We start from the raw sequence: 18,523 nt of genomic DNA on the forward strand, positions 1-18,523 counted from the left end.
CGCCATGACTGACCAGAACACCCCCGTGCTGCGCGAATCGGCCACCTTCGATCGCCTCGCCATCCAGGAAATCCAGCGTGCCGCCGAGACCGGCATCTACGACATCCGCGGTGGCGGTACCAAGCGCAAGCTGCCGCACTTCGACGACCTGTTGCTGCTAGGCGCCAGCGTCTCGCGCTATCCGCTGGAAGGCTACCGGGAGAAGTGTGGCACCGACGTGGTGCTCGGCGCCCGCTTCGCCAAGAAGCCCATCCACCTGAAGATCCCGGTGACCATCGCCGGCATGAGCTTCGGCGCGCTCTCGGCCAACGCTAAGGAAGCCCTCGGCCGCGGTGCCAGCATCGCCGGCACCAGCACCACCACCGGCGATGGCGGCATGACCCCCGAGGAACGCGGCCAGTCCCAGCACCTGATCTACCAGTACCTGCCGTCGCGCTATGGCATGAACCCCGACGACCTGCGCAAGGCCGACGCCATCGAGATCGTTCTGGGGCAGGGCGCCAAGCCCGGCGGTGGCGGCATGTTGCTGGGCATGAAGGTCACCGAGCGGGTGGCCGGCATGCGGACCCTGCCCATCGGCGTCGACCAGCGCAGTGCCTGTCGCCATCCCGACTGGACCGGCCCGGACGACCTGGCCATCAAGATCGCCGAGTTGCGCGAGATCACCGATTGGGAAAAGCCCATCTACGTCAAGATCGGCGCGAGCCGGCCCTACTACGACGTCAAGTTGGCGGTCAAGGCTGGCGCCGACGTGGTGGTGCTCGACGGTATGCAGGGTGGCACCGCGGCGACCCAGGAGGTGTTCATCGAACACGTCGGCATCCCCATCCTGCCGGCCATCCCCCAGGCGGTGCAGGCGCTGCAGGAGATGGGCATGCACCGCAAGGTCCAGCTGATCGTCTCCGGTGGCATCCGCAATGGCGCCGACGTGGCCAAGGCCATGGCCCTGGGTGCCGATGCCGTGGCCATCGGGACGGCGGCGCTGATCGCTCTGGGCGACAACCATCCGCGGTTGGACGCCGAACTGCGCAAGCTTGGCTCAGCCGCCGGCTACTACGACGACTGGCAGAACGGCCGCGACCCAGCAGGTATCACCACCCAGGACCCGGAACTGGCCAAGCGCCTCGACCCGGTGGAAGGCGGTCGTCGGCTGGCCAATTACCTGCGCGTGCTGGTGCTGGAAGCCCAGACCATGGCGCGCGCCTGCGGCAAGTCGCACCTGCACAACCTCGACCCGGAAGACTTGGTGGCCCTGACCATCGAGGCCGCCGCCATGGCGCGGGTGCCGCTGGCGGGTACCCAATGGATTCCCGGGCAGACTGGGTTCTAGTGGGGTTGGAGCAACGTTCTCATTGCTGCCATGGCCGTGAGTGAGCGTGGGTTGGGTTAAGCGCAGCGAAGCCCAACGTCGCCCCGAGTCCGGCACTGTTGGGCTTCGACGAGATAGCCGTCTCAACCCAACCTACGGGCGCCCGCCATGGTCGCGATCAGGCGGTCTGCAACACGTCACTTCGGCCAGGCTGCCTTGGGTACCTGGTCGCACGGCGAATTTCGTTCCCTTTCATCCCTCAGCGAAGGAAGCTAGACATGATCGGTAAAGGCAAGGCGGTTGCGGTTCTGGTGGCAGCCCTCGGGATGCCCGGTATGGCCCTGGCCCAGGAGGCCAGGCTCGACAGCGGCGACACGGCCTGGATGATGATCTCCAGCGTGCTGGTGCTGATGATGCTGGTCCCCGGCCTGGCACTTTTCTATGGCGGCCTGGTGCGGTCGAAGAATCTGCTCTCGATCTTCACCCAGAGCTTTACCGTTGCCGGGGTGATCGGTGTACTCTGGGTGGTCTATGGCTATAGTCTGTTCGCCGACACCACCGGCATGGTGGCCGGCGAGTTCAACTTCCATAGCCTTATAGGCGGCTTCAAGCATTGGATGCTGCTCGACGTGGTGCGGGACAGTCTGGTGGGCACCATTCCGGAAAGCGTCTTCGCCACCTTCCAGATGACCTTCGCGCTGATCACCCCGATGATCATCGCCGGCTCCTTCGCCGAGCGGATGAAATTCAGCGCCGCCGTGCTGTTCTGCGCCCTCTGGTTCACCTTCTGCTACCTGCCCCTGGCGCACATGGCCTGGAGCGGGCCCGGTGGTCTGCTCTATGACTGGGGCATCCTCGAATTCGCCGGTGGCACCGTGGTGCACATCAATTCCGGCGTCGCCGGGCTGGTGGCCTGCGTGATGCTCGGTCGGCGTCAGGGTTACAGTCTCCAGGCCATGCCGCCGCACAACCTGGGCTTCGCGCTCACGGGCGCGGCGCTGCTCTGGGTCGGCTGGTTCGGCTTCAACGTCGGCTCCGCGGTGGCCGCCAGTGCCAGCGCCGGTATGGCCATGCTCACCACCCAGATCGCTGCCTGTGCCGGCATCCTCGGCTGGCTCGCGGTGGAGTGGCTGCGCACCGGCAAGGCCAGCGCCCTCGGCGTCGCCTCCGGTGCCCTGGCCGGCCTGATCGCCATTACCCCAGCCTGCGGCTTCGTCGGTCCGGCCGGTGCCCTTGCCATGGGCCTGCTGACCGGCGCCCTCTGCTACGCGGCGGTGGTCTATCTCAAGCGCACCTTCGGTTATGACGATGCGCTGGACGCCTTCGGTCTGCACGGCATCGGCGGCATCGTCGGCTCGCTGCTGACGGGCGTCTTCGCCAGCAAGAGCCTGGGCGGCTACCAGGACATCGCCATCGCCAGCCAGGTGATGATCCAGCTCAAGAGCGTCCTCTTCACCGTGGTCTTCTGTGGGGTCATGACCTTCGTGCTGCTCTGCGTCACCCGGGTCCTGACCCGCGGCCTGCGCGTGTGCGAGCAGACCGAAGCCCAGGGCTTGGACCTCTTCCAGCATGGCGAGAAAGCCTACGGCTGAGTCGGCATCCCGCAACGCGCCAGCCACCGCAACGGTGGCTGGTTGGGCTCAGCCTTTGGACCGCGCCGGATCCGCACTGCGGGGATAGGTGCGCTCTTCCTCGATACGACCGTCGCTGGTGTGGATCTTGACGCTGCCGGTCTTGCCGTCCAGGTATTGCGCTGCCTGATGAACGATGGCGTCCTTGGTCGAGGCCTTGAGCAGGGCGCGATCGCCATGTTCCTCTTTGAATTCCCAGCCGGTGTCGGTAGGTACGATGTGGTAGTTCTGCATCTGGACTCCCTGGGGCCCTAGGCCCGTGCCTGATCTTGGATTGCGTCTGTTTCGACCCGCTTTCATTCGAGAACATTCGAGCGAAGCGGCCAGGCCTGGCCTGGCAGGGAACCACGCCGCGCTACTCATCCCTGCAGATAGACCACCTGGGTGTGGGTGTACTCATAGAGCCCGTGCTTGCCGTCGGCACCGCCGATGCCGGACTTGCGCACCCCGGCGTGGTAGCCCTGCATGGCCTCGAAGTTCTCCCGGTTGATGTAGGTCTCGCCGAAGTCGATCTCGCGCATGGCGTGCATGGCCTTGCTCAGGCTGCGCGTATAGACGGATGAGGTGAGGCCGTATTCGCAGTCGTTGGCCAGGGCGATGGCTTCGTCGAGATCGTCCACCACCTGGATCGGCAGCACCGGGCCGAAGATCTCCTCGCGCATGATCGGCATCTCGGCGCGACAGTCTGCTAGTACCGTGGGCTGGAAGTGAAAGCCGCGGCCCAGGTCGGCGCGGCTGCCACCGGTGACCAAGCGAGCACCATGGCCGAGGGCGACGTCGACCTTGGCCGCCACCTTGTCCAGGCCGGCGGCGTTGATCAGCGGTCCCATCTCCACGCTGGTGTCGGCCTGGGGGTCGCCATAGCGGGTGGCGGCCATGGCGCGGCCGATGCGCTCGATGAAGTCCTCGGCCACCGCGCGTTCCACATAGACCCGCTCGGCGCAGTTGCACACCTGGCCGGTGTTGATGATGCGCGAGTCACGGATCGCCCGGACCGCCAGGTCCAGGTCGGCATCGGCCAGGACGATGGCCGGCGCCTTGCCGCCCAGCTCCAGGTTGAGCTTGGTCAGATTCGGCGCGGCAGTGGCCATGATCCGCGAGCCGGTGCCGACGCTGCCGGTAAAGCTGACCATGTCGATGCCGGCATGGGCACTGAGCTGGCCCCCCACGGCGCCGTCACCGCTGACCAGGTTGAAGACCCCGGGCGGCAGGTCGGTCTCGGCCACCAGGCGGGCGAATTCATGGGCATTGATCGGAGTTTCTTCGCTGGGCTTGATGACGATGGTGTTGCCGGTGATCAGCGCCGGAGCCAGCTTGCGGGCGATCAGGAAGAAGGGGAAGTTCCAGGGCAGGATGCCGGCCACCACGCCCAGCGGCTTGCGCAGCAGAAAGATCTGCTCGTCGTGCCGGTCGCTGGTGATGATTTCGCCTTCGATGCGCCGCGCCCACTCGGCCATGTAGTCGAGATAGTCGGCGGTGAAATTGACCTCCACCTCGGCCAGGCCATGGACCTTGCCCTGTTCGGCGACAATGGTCCGGGCCAGCCGCGGCGCCTGCTCGCGCAGCTTGGCGGCGATGCGTCTGAGATAGCCGGCACGCTCGATGGCCGGTTTGCGGGCCCAGGGCTTCTGGGCGCGGCGGGCGGCGGCGATGGCCCGGTCGACGTCCTCGCGACTGGACGCCGGTACCCGGGCCAGGGCCTCGCCGGTGGCCGGGTTATGGACGAGAAAGTCCTCGGCGGCCGGCAGGAAGCGGCCATCGATGTAGTTCTGGTAAAGAGGCAGATCGGCCATGGCGGACTCCGGGTCAATAGGTGCGAGAGGGCGCCTGGGGCGCTTCGAGGGGGCGATAGCGGGCCAGGTTGGCCAGCGCCGCCTGGCGGAACAGGCTGATGTCGATGCCGACGGCAACGAACTGGCAACCCCAGTCGCGATAGCGCCGGGCATCGTCTTCCTGGGGCGCCAGGATTCCGGCCACCTTGCCGGCCGCGCGGGTGGCATCGATGGCGGCGCGGATACGTGCCTGCACCTCGGGATGGCCCGGATTGCCGGCATGGCCGAGGCCGCTGGAGAGGTCGGCGGGGCCGACGAAGACGGCGTCCACGCCCTCCACCGCGGCGATCTCGGCGACGTTATCGCTGCCCAGCCGCGATTCCACCTGGACGATCAGGCACAACTCGGTGTGAGCGTTGTGCAGGTAGTCGGGTACCGCGTCCCAGCGGGTGGCGCGGGCCAGGCCACCACCGACGCCGCGGATGCCGTGGGGCGGATAGCGCATGGCGCGCACCAGGGCGCGGGCCTGATCGGCGGTCTCCACCATGGGCACCATCAGCGTCTGCACGCCGATGTCCAGCAACTGCTTGATCAGCACCGCATCGCCGGTCACGCAACGCACCACCGGCGCCGTGGGGTAGGGCGCCACCGCCTGCAACTGGGCGAGGATGCTTGGCACCGTGTTGGGGGCGTGCTCGCCGTCGATCAGCATCCAGTCGTAGCCGGTGCCGGCGGCGATCTCGGCGGCATAGCCGGTGGCGAAGCCGGCCCAGAGGCCGTAGAGGGTGTCGCTGCCCGTGAGGCGGGCCTTGAAGGGATTGCGCGGCAGATCCATGACGGTCGTCTCCAGGGGAATCAGGAAGGGGTGTCTGGCAGGCGCACCAGCAGCCCATAGCTCAGGGCACCGGCCACCGCGACCGCGGCGGCGATGCCGAGCGCGAGGCCGAAGGAGCCAGTCTGCTGGACGATCATGCCGGTGATGACCGGGGCGAAGGCGCCGCCGAAGTAGCCACCGAAGTTCTGGATGCTGGCCAGCGAGGCCACCTGGTGCGAGGGCACGGCGACGCTCACCAGCGACCAGGTGCCGGCCACCGCCACGTTGAGGCTGAACAGTGCCAGGCTGAAGCAGAGGATGACGCTGCCGATGCCGGTCACCCCGGCGCTGCACAGGGCGAATAGCCCGGCCGCGGCCAGACCGCCGCAGATCGGCAGCTTGCGACTGAAGGCCAGGCTGCGCCCGCTGCGGGTCAGGCGATCCACCAGCAGGCCACCACCGATCACGCCACAGGCGCCGGCCAGGAACGGCAGGCTGGCGACCCAGCCGGCCTGGGACAGGGACAGGTGGTGAACCCGCTCCAGGTAGGCCGGCAGCCAGGTCAGGAACAGCGACAGCATGTAGATGATGCCCACGTAACCGATCACCACGCCCCAGGTCAGGCGGCGGCGGAACAACCCCAGCCAGTCGGCGAAGGTCAGCCGCTGGCCGGCGTCCTGGGGTGGCAGTCCGGCGTCCAGGTGTGCCCGCTCGGCGGCGTCCAGCGCTACCTGGACCCGATCGCGATAGCTCAGGTACCAGAGCGCCGCCACCAAGACGCCCAGCACGCCCATGGCGATGAACATCTGCCGCCAGCCAAGCCACAGCAGCAGGGCGGTGAGGATCGGCTGGGAGATCGCCGGCCCCAGAGAGGAGGAGAGGTTGAAGATGCCGGAGGGCAGGCCGCGCTCGCGCACGTTGAACCACTCGCTGACCACCTTGGCGCCGGCCGGGAATTGCGGCGCCTCGCCGATGCCCAGGCCGACGCGGGCGAGGATCATCAGGTGCAGACTGCTGAGCAGCCCGAGCACGCCCTGAGCGATGGACCAGAGGCAGATGCCCAGGCCCAGGGTCAGGCGCGCGCCGAAGCGATCCAGCAGGCCGCCGATGGGCAGCTGGGCGAAGGCATAGGCCCAGGCGAAGGCCGACAGCAGCAGGCCCATCTCGGTCGGCGTGAAGCCCAGCTCGCCGCTGATGGTCTGGTTGGCGATGGCCAGGGTGCTGCGGTCCAGGTAGTTGACGAAGCCCGCCAGCACCAGCAGCGCCAGGGCGATCACCTGGACCCGCTTGAGCCGAGCACTCTTGGGTGGCAGCGGCGTCGCCGCGGGGCGTGCATCCGGCACCGGTGCCGCCAGGGTGTCTTGGGTCGCTTTCATCCAGCCCTCCCGGGCAAGGCCTCAGTGGCGATAGGGACGTTCCAGGGCGCACTCCGGATTGAGGCGCACGCCGAAGCCGGGTCGATCGAGCGCCGAGGCGCGCATGCGGCCCCGCACCGGAACGGGTTCGTCGAGCAACTGCGGATGGAACATGGGCACCACCTCATCGGCCTTGGGCGCCATCATCAGGAACTCGGCGAAGGGACTGTTGGTGCGGGTGATGACGAAGTGGTAGCTGTAGACCGAGGAGCCGTGGGGCACCACCAGGGCGTTGTGGGCATCGGCCAGTGCCGAGATGCGGATCAGCTCGGTGAGGCCGCCGCACCAGCCCACGTCCGGCTGGAGGATGTCGCAGCAACCCATCTCCAGCAGCAGGCGGAAGCCCCAGCGGGTGGCCTCGTGCTCGCCGGTGGTGACCAGCATCCCCTTCGGCACGTTGCGTTTGAGTTCGGCATAGCCCCAGTAGTCGTCCGGCGGTAGCGCCTCTTCGATCCACTTCAGACCGTACTGCTGGGCGCCCTGGGCCAGGCGGGTGGCGTAGTTGATGTCCAGGCTCATCCAGCAGTCGAGCATCAGCCAGAAGTCGTCGCCGACCCGTTCGCGCATGGTCGCCAGGGCCTCGAGATTCTTGCGCAGGCCCTCTTCACCCTCGGCCGGGCCGTGCTGCAGCGGCAGCTTGCCACCGATGAAACCCATCTCCTTGGCCAGGTCCGGCCGGGCGCCGGTGGCATAGAACTGCAATTCGTCGCGCACGGCGCCGCCGAGCAACTGGTGTACCGGTTCCTGGCGCAGCTTGCCGAGCAGGTCCCAGAGCGCGAGATCCACACCGGAGATGGTGTTGAGCACGATGCCTTTGCGCCCGTAGTAGAGGGTCGAGAGGTACATCTGGTCCCAGATCTTTTCCAGGTCGGTGACCTTGGCGCCCTCCAGGAAGCGCGCCAGGTGCCGTTCGACGATGAAGGCGCCCAGCTCCCCGCCGGTGGTGACGGCGAAGCCCACGGTGCCGTCGCTGGCCTCGACTTCCACCACCAGGGTGCCCAGCACATTGATGCCGAAGCTGCGGCGGCTCTGGCGATATTCCGGGTACTTGGCCATGGGCGTGGCGATGTGATCGTCGATCCAGTGGCCGTCGCCCTGATCGTGGTAGTCGGCGCCGCCGCCGCGAAGGGTGTAGGCGCGCACCTGCTTGATGGTGGGTAGGGTCATGGCGAGGCTTCCTTAATGACTGGGCGTGAGCTGGGCTTGGGGGTCGGCCTGGTCGCGTCGGCGCAGGCCGAGGATCAGGGCGGCGGCGACCAGGGTGGTGCCGGCGAGCAGATAGAGGCCGGCGCCAGGGTGGGCGAAGGTCACCTCGGCCCAGCGCTTGGCCAGGGGTGCGATGAAGCCACCGATGGCGCCGCAGGTATTGATCAGGGCGATGCCGCCCGCGGCGGCGCTGCCGCGCAACTGGTCGGACGGAAAGGTCCAGAACAGCGGCTGCACGGCGATGAAGCCGGCGGCGGCGAAGCACAGGGCGAGCAGCGCATAGAGCGGCGAGAAGGTCACCGAGGCGGCGATGCCGAGACCGGAGATGGCCAGGGTGGCGGCGGCGGTGCGACGGCGTTCGCCGGTGCGATCCGACCAGCTGGGGATCAGCCAGGCGGCGAGCAGGGCGCAGACCCAGGGAATCGCCGAGACCAGGCCGACCAGCAACCCGACCTTCTGCCCGAGCAGCCCGGCCACCTGGGTCGGCAGGTAGAAGACCACGCCATAGACGCTGGCCTGGATCAGCAGGTAGATGCTGCACAGCAGCAGGATGCGCGGCTGCCCGAGCAGGCGCAGCAGCCCGCCGTGGTGCGGCTTGGCGGCGTCCTCGGCATCCAGCGCCTCTTGCAGAGTCAGCTTTTCCGCATCGCTCAGCCAGCGGGCGTCGTGCGGTCGGTTGTCCAGGTAGAACCAGGCCCAGACACCCACCAGGCTGGCCAGCACCCCTTCGACCAGGAACATCCACTGCCAGCCGTGCAGACCGCCAAGGCCGTCGAACTCCAGCAGCAGGCCCGACAGCGGACTGCCGAAGATGAAGGCCAGGGGCGCGCCGAAGTAGAAGAAACCCAGTGCCCGGGCGCGGTAGCGCGAGGGGAACCAGTAGGTGAGGTAGAGGATGACGCCCGGGAAGAAGCCGGCTTCGGCTACCCCGAGCAGGAAGCGCAGCACATAGAAGGCCGTCGCCGTGTGAGCGAACATCATGGCGGCGGAGATCAGCCCCCAGCTGACCATGATCCGGCACATCCACAGCCGGGCACCGACGCGGTGCATGATCAGGTTGCTGGGGATCTCGAGAAAGGCGTAGCCGACGAAGAAAACCCCGGCGCCAAAGGCGAAGGCCGCGTCGGAGATGCCGGTATCGGCCTGGAAGGCGACCTTGGCGAAACCCACGTTGGCCCGGTCGAGAAAGGCCATGACGTACATCAGCAGCAGGAAGGGCAGCAGGCGCCAGGTGACCTTGGCGACTAGCCCCGGTGACAGGGTGGTATGCATGGCGATCTCTCTTGTTGTTGTGATTCGGCCACGGCTCAAGGTAGTCGCAGTCGCAATGCCTGGATAATCGCTTTTTGTTTAGGTCCGATACCCTTAAGGTATCGGTTCGCGGTAGGGGCCTGGCCAGGGCCAGGGAGCCCTGCTGGACGCCTCCGCTCGCGCTACCAGGATGCTGCCGATGAATGCCTCCCCCCATGCCCGCGCGCTATTCGGTCGGCTGCGCTACAAGCACCTGCTGATGCTGGTGACCCTGGCCGGCACCCGCAATCTGCACCGCGCCGCGGAAGCCCTGCACATGTCGCAGCCAGCGACCACACGGATGCTGCAGGACGTCGAGGAAGCCTTTGGCTGCGTGCTGTTCGAGCGTCAGGCGCGCGGGTTGCAAGCGACCGCGCTGGGAGAAGAGGTCCTCGACTTCGCCAGGCGCGCCCTCAACGGTCTGGATCGTTGCGCCGAAGATCTCAATGCGCGACGCGCCGGGGGGTACGGGCATCTCGCAATCGGCGCCATCATGGGCGCCTTGCCCGACCTCGTGGTGCGGGCCATCGCCGAAAGCAAGGCGCGCCAGCCGGGCCTGCAGCTACGCATCCTAGGCGACACCAGCGATCAGCTCACCGAATTGCTCGAGCAGGAACGGATCGACGTGGCCATCGCCCGGTTCACCCAGCCGGCGGACCGCGGGCGTTTCGTCTTCGAGCCGCTGGGCAACGAGCATCTGGCCGTGGTGGTGCGTACCGGACATCCGCTGACCGGTCGCATCACGCCCGATCTGGCGGAACTGGTGGCGGACTGGCCGTGGATCCTGCAACCCGAGGCCAGTCCGGCACGGGTGGCGCTGGAAGCGGCTTTCGCCCGCCGTCAGCTGCCGCCCCCCGCAGACGTCATCGAATGCGGCTCGGTGTTCGCCATGCTGCAACTGGTGCAGATCACCGACGCCATCCTGGTATTAACCGAGGCGGTGGTGCGCGATCACCTGCGTACCGGGCTGATGGTCTCGTTCGACCTGGAAATCACCGAACCCCTGACGCCCTTCGGTATCCTGCTGCGCACGGGGCAGGTACCCAGCGCGGCCCTGGAAGGATTTCTCGGCCTGCTCAGGCAGCAGGCCGCTGGCGCCACGGCCTGAACGAGACGCGGGCTTTCACCGCCGCCGGTGCACGGCGAGAAATATTTTCTCTACGCCTGTTGTTTCTTCCCTGATAAATCAGTATCTTAGCCGCCGCTGGTGCAGAGAACCCCCGCTGAACAGGTTCTCGGCAACTGCCAGCCGGATGCCGCAAGGCTTCCATGCGCAGCGGTAGTTCAGTCGGTTAGAATACCGGCCTGTCACGCCGGGGGTCGCGGGTTCGAGTCCCGTCCGCTGCGCCATATACCACCCATGAGCTCTGCCTCGCGGGTATTGAAAGAAGCGGCCCTCGTGGCCGCTTTTTTTCGTCCGGTACTTTTGTCGCCAAGTCTTGCTGCCTGGAAACCCCAACGCCTCGGTAGCCTCCAATGGCTATCGTCGGTGTACGGGAGTGGCCATGAAGATCGCCTGTCTGGGTTGGGGTTCGTTGATCTGGAAGGCGGCGGAATTGCCGGTCGCCTCGGACTGGTTCGCCGAGGGTCCCCTATTGCCCGTCGAATTCGCCCGGGAGGGCGACAGCGGCGAATTGGCCACGGTCCTTTGCGAAGGTGTGGCCGAGGTCCAGGTACTCTGGGCCTTTCTCGCGGTCGACACCCTGGAAGCGGCCCGCGAAGCCCTGCGCAAGCGCGAAGGCGTTCCAGTCGAGCAGCCTGCGTGCATTGGCAGCTGGCCAAGCGGTCCGCAATCGCCATTCCAGCAACGAATCGCGGCGTGGGCAGGCGAGCAGGGTCTCGACGCCGTGGTCTGGACCGCTTTGCCGCCGCGCAGCGGTGGCCTCAATCAGCGCATGCCCAGCGTGGAAGAGGCGCTCGACTACCTGCGTAAACTCAATCCTGAGCGCCAGGCTCACGCGCGGGACTATATTCGCCGAACGCCGGTGGCCATAGATACTGAATACCGGCGGGTAATAGCCCATACCTTCAATTGGCAGCCCGCGCCTGAAGCGCAGCTGGATATGGACGCGTCCGCCTGAGGTCCATTCCAGCGCATTTCTCCAACGCCTTTTCCAAGGAACTGACGCGGTTCGACCAAGTTCTCATTGATTATGCGAGTTGGGATTGAAACTTTTAATCGGTCGGTCTTCTTTGCGCTATAGCCTGCCACTACCTGATCCACCGCAAACCTTGAGTATTGGCGTCTGACAGCGTCGATTCATGGGCTTGGCTTAAACTTTTCTTAACGTTCAAACTTGCCATCGCGCATAATGCCCCCTATTTTTCAAAAAGGTTATTTGCCACTGGCAACCAGGACATCAATCCTTTATCTTCGCGTTCAAGTTTCGCCCGCGGGCGAAATCCTACATTCCCTTTTTCATGTTGTTGTCAGGAGCGCCCATGTCCCGTCTCGCCGAATTCCGTGCTGCCGAAGAACAACTTCGTGCTCAGCTGCAATTGCTCGAAGACCTCAAGCAGGACAGTTCCCTGCAGAAGGAAATCGAATTCGAAAGCAAGCTGCAGGAGTTGATGGACGAATACCAGATGAACCTGGGCGATATCATTGGCATTCTGGATCCGAACGCTGCCCCCAAGCACAAGGCGCAGACGCCGCATCCGGAAAAGCCGGCTGGCAAGCGTCGTCCGCGCAGCACCAAGCGTTATCAGCACCCCAAGACCGGCGAGGTCATCGAAACCAAGGGCGGCAACCACAAGGTGCTCAAGGCCTGGAAAGCCGAACACGGCGCCGATACCGTGGAAGGCTGGTTGCAGTAAGGCGTTACCCGGGTTTCGGTCGGTGCCGTGCAAGACGTGTCTACCGACCGGAATCTTTCTACCGCTAGAGCCGCCTGAGCACGTTCCGCAATTCCGCCAGCATCAGACCGCAATATCGGGCGATTGTCGTCCATGCGCATCTTGGTCGCCGATTCCGGTCATATTCATCATATCTTCAATGCTTCTACGCCGGGGTTGGAAGGCCATGCCGGCCGCGCTTTTGCAGGCGCTTCGGAAAGTGGTGAAGACTGGGCGGGCAGGTGCTTTTCTTAATGGACGAATCCTATCCAGCCTAGGCGGACTAACCGTCGTAACGCAGGCGATAGCCCACACCGGGCTCCGTCACGATATAACGCGGGGCGACCGGATCGTCTGCCAACTTCTGTCGGAGATGGCCGATCACGATGCGCAAATAATGACTGTCCTGCGCATGAGTCGGGCCCCAGATATCGATCAGCAACTGGCGCTGAGTTACTACGCGTCCTGGATAGTGGGCAAGGGCAGCCAGCACGGCGTATTCCTTGCGCGTCAGAGCGATCTCGCTCGCGGCCAGAGTGACCCGGCGATAGGCGAAATCCACTCTCAAGTCACCCACGTCCAAGGCCGCGATCTGCGGGGTCGCCGTGGCCGGGCTCTGGCGCAGCAGGGCGCGACTGCGTGCCAGGAATTCCTGGATACCGAAGGGCTTGGTCACGTAGTCGTTGGCGCCGGCATCCAGGGCGCGCACCTTCTCGCGCTCGTCCGCCCGCACCGACAGCACCAGCACCGGCACCGCGGACCATTCGCGCAATTCGACCAGCACCTCCTGGCCGTCGCGATCGGGCAGGCCCAGGTCGAGGATGACCAGATCCGGCTGGCCCAGCGCCGCCTGGGCGAGGCCCTCGGTGCCGGTGGCGGCTTCACTGACCTGATAGCCCTGGGCCGCGAGGCTGATGCGCAGGAATTTGCGGATCTGGGGTTCGTCGTCGATGACGAGGACGTGAGCGGGCATCTGGGCTTTCCAGGCAAGAGGGCATCATCATAGCGTCTGGTACTGCAGGGATACGTAGCCTTATTCCGCAGGTGGCGCCGCCGGTAGCGGCAGGTGCATCCGCAGCGTGGTGCCACGACCGTCCAGGCCGTCTTCCACGCTGACCCGCCCGCCATGGGCCCCCACCATGCCCTGGCAGATCGCCAGGCCCAGGCCGGTGCCCTGGCCGCCCCGGTCACCCCGCGCGGCGGTATAGAACATGTCGAAGATCCGCGCGCGGTCCTCGGGCGGAATGCCAGGGCCTTCGTCGGCTACGGCGATCTGCAGTTCACCTCCCTGGCGTAGCAGGCTGATCTCCAGCCGGCCACCGGGTACGGAAAAGCGGATGGCGTTCTCCAGCACATTGACCAGCGCCTGTTCGATCAGCGCCGGATGCACCCAGAGCAGTGGCAGACCCGCCTCGATCCGGGTGGCTACCTGCAATTCAGTCAGCAGCGGCTGCAGGCGCTGCAGGGCGCTGGCCAGGATGTCGCCAGGATCGACCCAATCCCGGGCCAGCTGCAGACTGCCGTGACCGAGGCGGGTCATGTCCAGCAGATTCTGGATATAGCGATCAAGGCGTTCGGCCTCCTGGCGGGTGGCTTCCAGCAATTCCTGGCGATCGCTGGCGGGAATGGCGTCCCCGAGGGTCGCCAAGGCGTCGATGGAGCCGCGCATCACCGTCAGCGGCGTGCGCAGGTCGTGGGACACCGAGGCGAGCAGGGCGCTGCGCAGCTGTTCGGTCTCGCCGTGCAGGCGCGCGGCCTCGAGATCCTCACTGAGGCGCACCCGGGCCAGGGCCTGGGCCAGCGGTTGCGCCAGGCTGGCCAGCTGGCGGCGCTCGGCCTGATCCAGCGGCTGGGCATCGTCACGCCGTACGCCCAGCACGGCCAGGCTGCCACCCTCGCCCAATAGCGGCCACCACCACCAGCCGCCAGAAGGCAGGGTGTCGGTGCCGCGACCCGCCGGCTTTTCCTGCTTCCAGGCCCATTCGGCGGCGATGCGCTCGTTGTCGGCCAGGTGCAGATCGCCTGGTTGGCTCACCAGCTGCCCCGCCTTCTCCGGCAACAGCAGGCAGACGTGACGAGTCGCGTCGCCCAGTTGCTTGAGGGTGACGCTCGCCACCGCCTGGCGATCGCTGGCAGCGCTCAGCAGGCGGGTGAAGTCCAGCAGCGCCAGGGTCTCGCGCTGGGTCCGGCGCAGTGCCTGCAGCTGGCGTCGCTGACGGGCGGCCAGGTCGCCGGTGAGCAGCGCCATCAGCAGGAAGAAGGCCAGGGTGAGGACGTCCTGCTCGCGATTGATGGTCAGCGAGAAGGCCGGCGGAATGAACAGGAAATCGTAGGCGAGAAAGCCCAGCAGGGCGCAGAACAGCGCCGGACCGCGACTGCTGCGTACCGCCACCAGCAGCACGGCGGCCAGAAAGATCAGCGAGATATTGGGCAGTTCCAGCAGCCCGGACAGGCCCTCGGCGATGGCCGCGGCTACCGCGGTCGCCAGGACGGCGGCGCCATAGGGACCGGGCCTGATCGCCCGGCGCGGGCGGGCGACCGGCGGGGCGTCGCGATCCAGATCGAGGATGGCGATCTCCAGCCCCTGGGCCAGGCGCAGCAGGCGACTGGCCAGGCGGCGCCGCAGGCTGAAGCCGCGCGGCCGGCCGCGACCGATCAGCAGCACGCTGGCGCGCTGGTCGCGGGCATGGTGGACCAGGGCGCGGGCCGGATCGCTGTCTCTCAGGGTCAGCACCTCGCCCCCCAGGCGTTCGGCCAGGCGCTGGCTGGCCTGGAGGTTGGCGCGGGCGGTGTCGTCCAGCGGCTGGCCGGTATCGACATGGACCAGGGTCCAGGGCAGGTGGCGCTGGTCGGCGAGGCGGCTGGCATGGCGCACCAGACGTTCCGCCGAAGGCGCGGTGCCGGCGCCGACGATCAGGCGGCCCAGCAGCGGCGGGGCAGCCTGGCCCTGCTGGCGATATCTCAGGGCGAGCGCCGAGTCCACCTGGGCAGCGGCGGTGCGCATGGCCAGTTCGCGCAGGGCGGTCAGATTGGTCTGGCTGAAAAAGGCATCGATGGCCGCGCGCGCCTGCTCGGGCACATAGACCTTGCCCTCGCGCAGCCGCTCCAGCAACTCCCGGGGTGGCAGGTCGATGAGCACCAGGTCATCGGCGTCGAGCAGCACCTGGTCCGGCACCGTCTCGCGGACCTGGACGCCGGTGATGTCGCGCACCTCGTCGTTGAGACTTTCTAGGTGCTGGACGTTGATGGTGGTATAGACGTGGATGCCGGCGGCAAGCAGGTCCGCGACGTCCTGCCAGCGCTTGGCATGGCGACTGCCGGGGGCGTTGCTATGGGCGAGTTCGTCGACCAGCACCAGTTCCGGCGGGTCGGCCAGCAGGCCTTCCAGATCCAATTCGGTAAGCTTGAGGCCGCGGTGCTCGACTCGCCGCAACGGCTGCTGCGGCAGGCCGGCGAGGAGGGCAGCGGTCTCCCGCCGCCCATGGGTTTCGACGATCCCGGCGCGCACCCGGCGGCCCTGGCGCAGCGCGGTCTGGGCCGCCTGCAGCATGGCGTAGGTCTTGCCTACGCCAGGCGCCGCCCCTAGGAAGACCTTGAGGCGTCCACGGCCTTCGCGGTGTTCGGCGAGCAGCGCCTCGGCGCGCCCGGTGCTGTCGGTCATGGAGCCAGTTCCGCCAGGGCTAGATTGAGAAGCAGGACATTAACCGTTGGCGGACCGAAGCGCGAGGTGTGCGTCTGCTCGCTCACCAGGGCGTCCAGACGCTCCGGTGGGAGACCTCGCGCGGCGGCGATACGGGCGATCTGATAGCGGGCGCCGGCCGGGGTGAGGTCCGGATCAAGGCCGCTGGCGGAGGTGGTCACCAGTTCCTGGGGCACCGGGCCCTGGCCGGCCACCTGCACGTCGGGCAGCGCCTTCTCGATCCGTTCGCGCAGCCCCGGCGCCGATTGGGCCAGGTTGCTGGCGCTGCTGGAGACGGTGGCGTAGGCGCCTGCTGAAGGGCGCGGCTGGAACCACTCGGGGCCGGTGAATTTCTGGGCGATCAGGCGTGAGCCGACCACGCTGCCGTCGGCGCGCTGGAGCAGGCTGCCGCCGGCCTGGTCGGCGAACAGCGCCTGGCCGAGCACCGTCACCAGCAGCGGGTAGGCTCCCCCGGTCAGGGCGCTGAGCAGCAGGAGCATCAGCGCGGCGGAACGCAATTGCATGAGCATGGCGGTCTCCTCAGACCAGACCCAGGGCGCCGAGCGCCAGGTCGATAGCTTTGATGCCGATGAAGGGCACGACGATGCCGCCCAGCCCATAGATCAGCAGGTTGCGGCGCAACAGGGCGGCGGCGCTGGCGGCCTTGACCCGTACCCCGCGCAGCGCCAGGGGAATCAGCGCGACGATGATCAGGGCGTTGAACACGATGGCCGAGAGGATGGCGCTCTGCGGACTGGCCAGGTGCATCACGTTGAGCAGGTTGAGCTGCGGATAGATGCCGGCGAACAGCGCGGGCAGGATGGCGAAGTACTTGGCTACGTCGTTGGCCACCGAGAAGGTGGTCAGGGCACCGCGGGTCACCAGCAGCTCCTTGCCCACCTGCACCACGTCGAGCAGCTTGGTGGGGTCCGAATCCAGATCCACCAGGTTGGCGGCCTCGCGGGCGGCCTGGGTGCCATCGTTCATCGCCATGCCGACATCGGCCTGGGCCAGGGCCGGGGCGTCGTTGGCGCCGTCACCGCACATGGCCACCAGCTTGCCCTCGGCCTGTTCGCTGCGGATGCGCTCCAGCTTCTTTTCCGGCGTGGCTTCGGCGATGACGTCGTCCACCCCGGCCTCGGCGGCGATGGCGGTGGCGGTCAGGGGATTGTCGCCGGTCACCATCACGGTGCGGATACCCAGGGTACGCAACTCGGCGAAACGCTCGCGGATGCCCGGCTTGACCACGTCCTTGAGGTGGATGGCGCCCAGCAGCCGGCCTTCGCCGCAGACCAGCAGCGGAGTGCCGCCACTCTTGGCGATGGTCTCGATCTCCCGGGCCAGCACCTCCGGCAAGTCGGCGCGGGTCTGGCCGAGAAACAGCAGCACGGCGTCCACCGCTCCCTTGCGATACTCGCGGCCTTGCCAGTCGATGCCCGATAGGCGCGTCTCGGCGCTGAAGGGAATGGGCGCGACCTGGGCGCGCGGCGGCTCTTCCAGCGGGTGCAGATTGCGCAGGTATTCCACCACCGAGCGGCCTTCCGGGGTCTCGTCGGCCAGCGAGGCATAGAGGGCGCCTTCGGCCAGGGCCTTGGGAGTGATGCCCTGGGCCGCGTACAGGGCACTGCAGCGGCGATTGCCGAAGGTAATGGTGCCGGTCTTGTCCAGCAACAGGGTATGGACGTCACCGGCGGCTTCCACGGCGCGCCCCGAAGTGGCGATCACGTTCAGCCGCACCAGGCGATCCATGCCGGCGATGCCAATGGCCGAGAGCAGGCCGCCGATGGTGGTGGGGATCAGCGTTACCAGCAGCGCCACCAGAAAAAGCAGCGGCAGCTCGCCACCGGCCAGGGCGGCGAAGGGCTGCAGGGTCACCACCACTAGCAGGAAGATCAGCGTCAGGCCGATCAGCAGGATGTCCAGGGCGACCTCGTTGGGGGTCTTCTGGCGCTTGGCGCCTTCCACCAGGGCGATCATGCGGTCCAGGGTCGATTCACCGGGGTTGGCGGTGATGCGTACCCGGATCCAGTCCGACACCACCCGGGTGTTGCCGGTGACCGCCGAGCGATCGCCGCCGGATTCGCGGATCACCGGCGCCGATTCGCCAGTGATGGCCGCCTCGTTGACCGCGGCCACGCCTTCGATGATCTCGCCGTCACCGGGGATCAGCTCGCCGGCTTCCACCCGCACGATCTGGCCCTTGCGCAGCGAGCTGGCCGGCACCATGCGGTGCTCGCCGTTTTCCTCCAGGCGGGCGGCGAGATTCTGGCCAATGCCCTTGAGGCTGTCGGCGCGGGCTTTGCCGCGCCCCTCGGCGAGGGCTTCGGCGAAGTTGGCGAACAGCAGGGTGAACCATAGCCAGAGGGTGATCTGCACCGCCACCCCGGCGCTCACGCCATTGTTCGGCGCCAGGCACAGCAGGGTGGAGAACAGCGCGGTGAGCTCCACCACGAACATCACCGGCGAGCGGATCTGCTGGCGCGGGTCAAGCTTGACGAAGGCCTGCCGCAGCGCCTGGCGCCACAGGGTGCCAGGGGTAGGAGTGGGCAGGGTGTGGGTCTGGGCATCCATT

General features: G+C 67.0%; 15 protein-coding genes and 1 tRNA gene. 6 read left to right on the forward strand and 10 right to left on the reverse strand.

Features of this window, described 5'->3' with window-relative positions:
- Positions 1–4 precede the first annotated feature (4 nt).
- Both LRS53_RS04920 and LRS53_RS04925 read left to right on the forward strand, forming a co-directional pair.
- A complete protein-coding gene (locus tag LRS53_RS04920) occupies positions 5–1,330 on the forward strand; it encodes an FMN-binding glutamate synthase family protein (protein WP_231355152.1) in 1,326 nt (441 codons plus the stop codon).
- A 257-nt stretch (positions 1,331–1,587) separates the two neighbouring features.
- Positions 1,588–2,901, forward strand: a complete 1,314-nt coding sequence (locus LRS53_RS04925; protein ID WP_231355153.1) for an ammonium transporter — start codon at positions 1,588–1,590, stop codon at positions 2,899–2,901.
- Positions 2,902–2,949: 48 nt separating this feature from the next.
- Here the strand turns inward: LRS53_RS04925 and LRS53_RS04930 are convergent, their stop codons facing one another.
- The 6 genes from LRS53_RS04930 to LRS53_RS04955 all read right to left on the reverse strand — a co-directional run bounded on the left by LRS53_RS04930 (position 2,950) and on the right by LRS53_RS04955 (position 9,419).
- Positions 2,950–3,174, reverse strand: a complete 225-nt coding sequence (locus LRS53_RS04930; protein WP_231355154.1) for a DUF2188 domain-containing protein — start codon at positions 3,172–3,174, stop codon at positions 2,950–2,952.
- 125 nt (positions 3,175–3,299) lie between these two features.
- Positions 3,300–4,733 carry an aldehyde dehydrogenase gene (gene aldA / locus LRS53_RS04935; protein ID WP_231355155.1) on the reverse strand — a complete coding sequence of 478 codons (1,434 nt, stop codon included), beginning with the start codon at positions 4,731–4,733 and terminating at the stop codon, positions 3,300–3,302.
- A gap of 13 nt (positions 4,734–4,746) precedes the next feature.
- Positions 4,747–5,547 (reverse strand): aldolase/citrate lyase family protein, encoded by an 801-nt coding sequence (locus LRS53_RS04940; RefSeq protein ID WP_231355156.1) that lies wholly within the window; start codon positions 5,545–5,547, stop codon positions 4,747–4,749.
- A gap of 20 nt (positions 5,548–5,567) precedes the next feature.
- Positions 5,568–6,902 (reverse strand): MFS transporter, encoded by a 1,335-nt coding sequence (locus LRS53_RS04945; RefSeq protein WP_231355157.1) that lies wholly within the window; start codon positions 6,900–6,902, stop codon positions 5,568–5,570.
- A gap of 21 nt (positions 6,903–6,923) precedes the next feature.
- Complete coding sequence (gene rhmD / locus LRS53_RS04950) at positions 6,924–8,108, reverse strand: L-rhamnonate dehydratase (RefSeq protein ID WP_231355158.1); 1,185 nt, start codon at positions 8,106–8,108, stop codon at positions 6,924–6,926.
- Between the two features lie 12 nt (positions 8,109–8,120).
- Positions 8,121–9,419 (reverse strand): MFS transporter, encoded by a 1,299-nt coding sequence (locus LRS53_RS04955; protein WP_231355159.1) that lies wholly within the window; start codon positions 9,417–9,419, stop codon positions 8,121–8,123.
- A 178-nt stretch (positions 9,420–9,597) separates the two neighbouring features.
- Here LRS53_RS04955 and LRS53_RS04960 point away from each other — a divergent pair, with 178 nt between their 5' ends.
- The 4 genes from LRS53_RS04960 (at position 9,598) to LRS53_RS04975 (ending at position 12,254) form a co-directional block, all read left to right on the forward strand.
- Positions 9,598–10,545 (forward strand): LysR family transcriptional regulator, encoded by a 948-nt coding sequence (locus LRS53_RS04960; RefSeq protein WP_231355160.1) that lies wholly within the window; start codon positions 9,598–9,600, stop codon positions 10,543–10,545.
- Positions 10,546–10,710: 165 nt separating this feature from the next.
- A tRNA-Asp gene (locus tag LRS53_RS04965) sits at positions 10,711–10,787 on the forward strand.
- 155 nt (positions 10,788–10,942) lie between these two features.
- Positions 10,943–11,518, forward strand: coding sequence for a hypothetical protein (locus LRS53_RS04970; protein ID WP_231355161.1), 576 nt, complete (start codon positions 10,943–10,945; stop codon positions 11,516–11,518).
- A gap of 361 nt (positions 11,519–11,879) precedes the next feature.
- Positions 11,880–12,254, forward strand: a complete 375-nt coding sequence (locus LRS53_RS04975; protein ID WP_059315025.1) for a histone-like nucleoid-structuring protein, MvaT/MvaU family — start codon at positions 11,880–11,882, stop codon at positions 12,252–12,254.
- A gap of 301 nt (positions 12,255–12,555) precedes the next feature.
- Here the strand turns inward: LRS53_RS04975 and LRS53_RS04980 are convergent, their stop codons facing one another.
- The 4 genes from LRS53_RS04980 to kdpB are packed head-to-tail and all read right to left on the reverse strand — an operon-like array spanning position 12,556 to position 18,522.
- A complete protein-coding gene (locus tag LRS53_RS04980) occupies positions 12,556–13,245 on the reverse strand; it encodes a response regulator (protein WP_064308595.1) in 690 nt (229 codons plus the stop codon).
- Between the two features lie 60 nt (positions 13,246–13,305).
- Positions 13,306–15,933, reverse strand: a complete 2,628-nt coding sequence (locus LRS53_RS04985) for a sensor histidine kinase (protein ID WP_231355162.1) — start codon at positions 15,931–15,933, stop codon at positions 13,306–13,308.
- Complete coding sequence (kdpC, locus tag LRS53_RS04990; RefSeq protein ID WP_231355163.1) at positions 15,930–16,481, reverse strand: potassium-transporting ATPase subunit KdpC; 552 nt, start codon at positions 16,479–16,481, stop codon at positions 15,930–15,932. Before kdpC ends, LRS53_RS04985 begins: the two co-directional genes overlap by 4 nt.
- Positions 16,482–16,491: 10 nt before the next feature.
- A complete protein-coding gene (gene kdpB / locus LRS53_RS04995; RefSeq protein ID WP_231355164.1) occupies positions 16,492–18,522 on the reverse strand; it encodes a potassium-transporting ATPase subunit KdpB in 2,031 nt (676 codons plus the stop codon).
- Between the last annotated feature and the right edge of the window lies 1 nt (position 18,523).

Source organism: Pseudomonas sp. PLB05, assembly GCF_021106615.1.
Lineage (GTDB): Bacteria > Pseudomonadota > Gammaproteobacteria > Pseudomonadales > Pseudomonadaceae > Chryseomonas > Chryseomonas benzopyrenica.

Coding starts and splice junctions, on each gene's coding strand:
- LRS53_RS04975 (WP_059315025.1), top strand. CDS start 11,880: ATGTCCCGTCTCGCCGAATTCCGTGCTGCCGAAGAACAACTTCGTGCT.
- LRS53_RS04945 (WP_231355157.1), bottom strand. CDS start 6,902: ATGAAAGCGACCCAAGACACCCTGGCGGCACCGGTGCCGGATGCACGC.
- rhmD (WP_231355158.1), bottom strand. CDS start 8,108: ATGACCCTACCCACCATCAAGCAGGTGCGCGCCTACACCCTTCGCGGC.
- LRS53_RS04930 (WP_231355154.1), bottom strand. CDS start 3,174: ATGCAGAACTACCACATCGTACCTACCGACACCGGCTGGGAATTCAAA.
- LRS53_RS04940 (WP_231355156.1), bottom strand. CDS start 5,547: ATGGATCTGCCGCGCAATCCCTTCAAGGCCCGCCTCACGGGCAGCGAC.
- LRS53_RS04925 (WP_231355153.1), top strand. CDS start 1,588: ATGATCGGTAAAGGCAAGGCGGTTGCGGTTCTGGTGGCAGCCCTCGGG.
- kdpC (WP_231355163.1), bottom strand. CDS start 16,481: ATGCTCATGCAATTGCGTTCCGCCGCGCTGATGCTCCTGCTGCTCAGC.
- LRS53_RS04970 (WP_231355161.1), top strand. CDS start 10,943: ATGAAGATCGCCTGTCTGGGTTGGGGTTCGTTGATCTGGAAGGCGGCG.
- LRS53_RS04960 (WP_231355160.1), top strand. CDS start 9,598: ATGAATGCCTCCCCCCATGCCCGCGCGCTATTCGGTCGGCTGCGCTAC.
- aldA (WP_231355155.1), bottom strand. CDS start 4,733: ATGGCCGATCTGCCTCTTTACCAGAACTACATCGATGGCCGCTTCCTG.
- kdpB (WP_231355164.1), bottom strand. CDS start 18,522: ATGGATGCCCAGACCCACACCCTGCCCACTCCTACCCCTGGCACCCTG.
- LRS53_RS04920 (WP_231355152.1), top strand. CDS start 5: ATGACTGACCAGAACACCCCCGTGCTGCGCGAATCGGCCACCTTCGAT.
- LRS53_RS04980 (WP_064308595.1), bottom strand. CDS start 13,245: ATGCCCGCTCACGTCCTCGTCATCGACGACGAACCCCAGATCCGCAAA.
- LRS53_RS04955 (WP_231355159.1), bottom strand. CDS start 9,419: ATGCATACCACCCTGTCACCGGGGCTAGTCGCCAAGGTCACCTGGCGC.
- LRS53_RS04985 (WP_231355162.1), bottom strand. CDS start 15,933: ATGACCGACAGCACCGGGCGCGCCGAGGCGCTGCTCGCCGAACACCGC.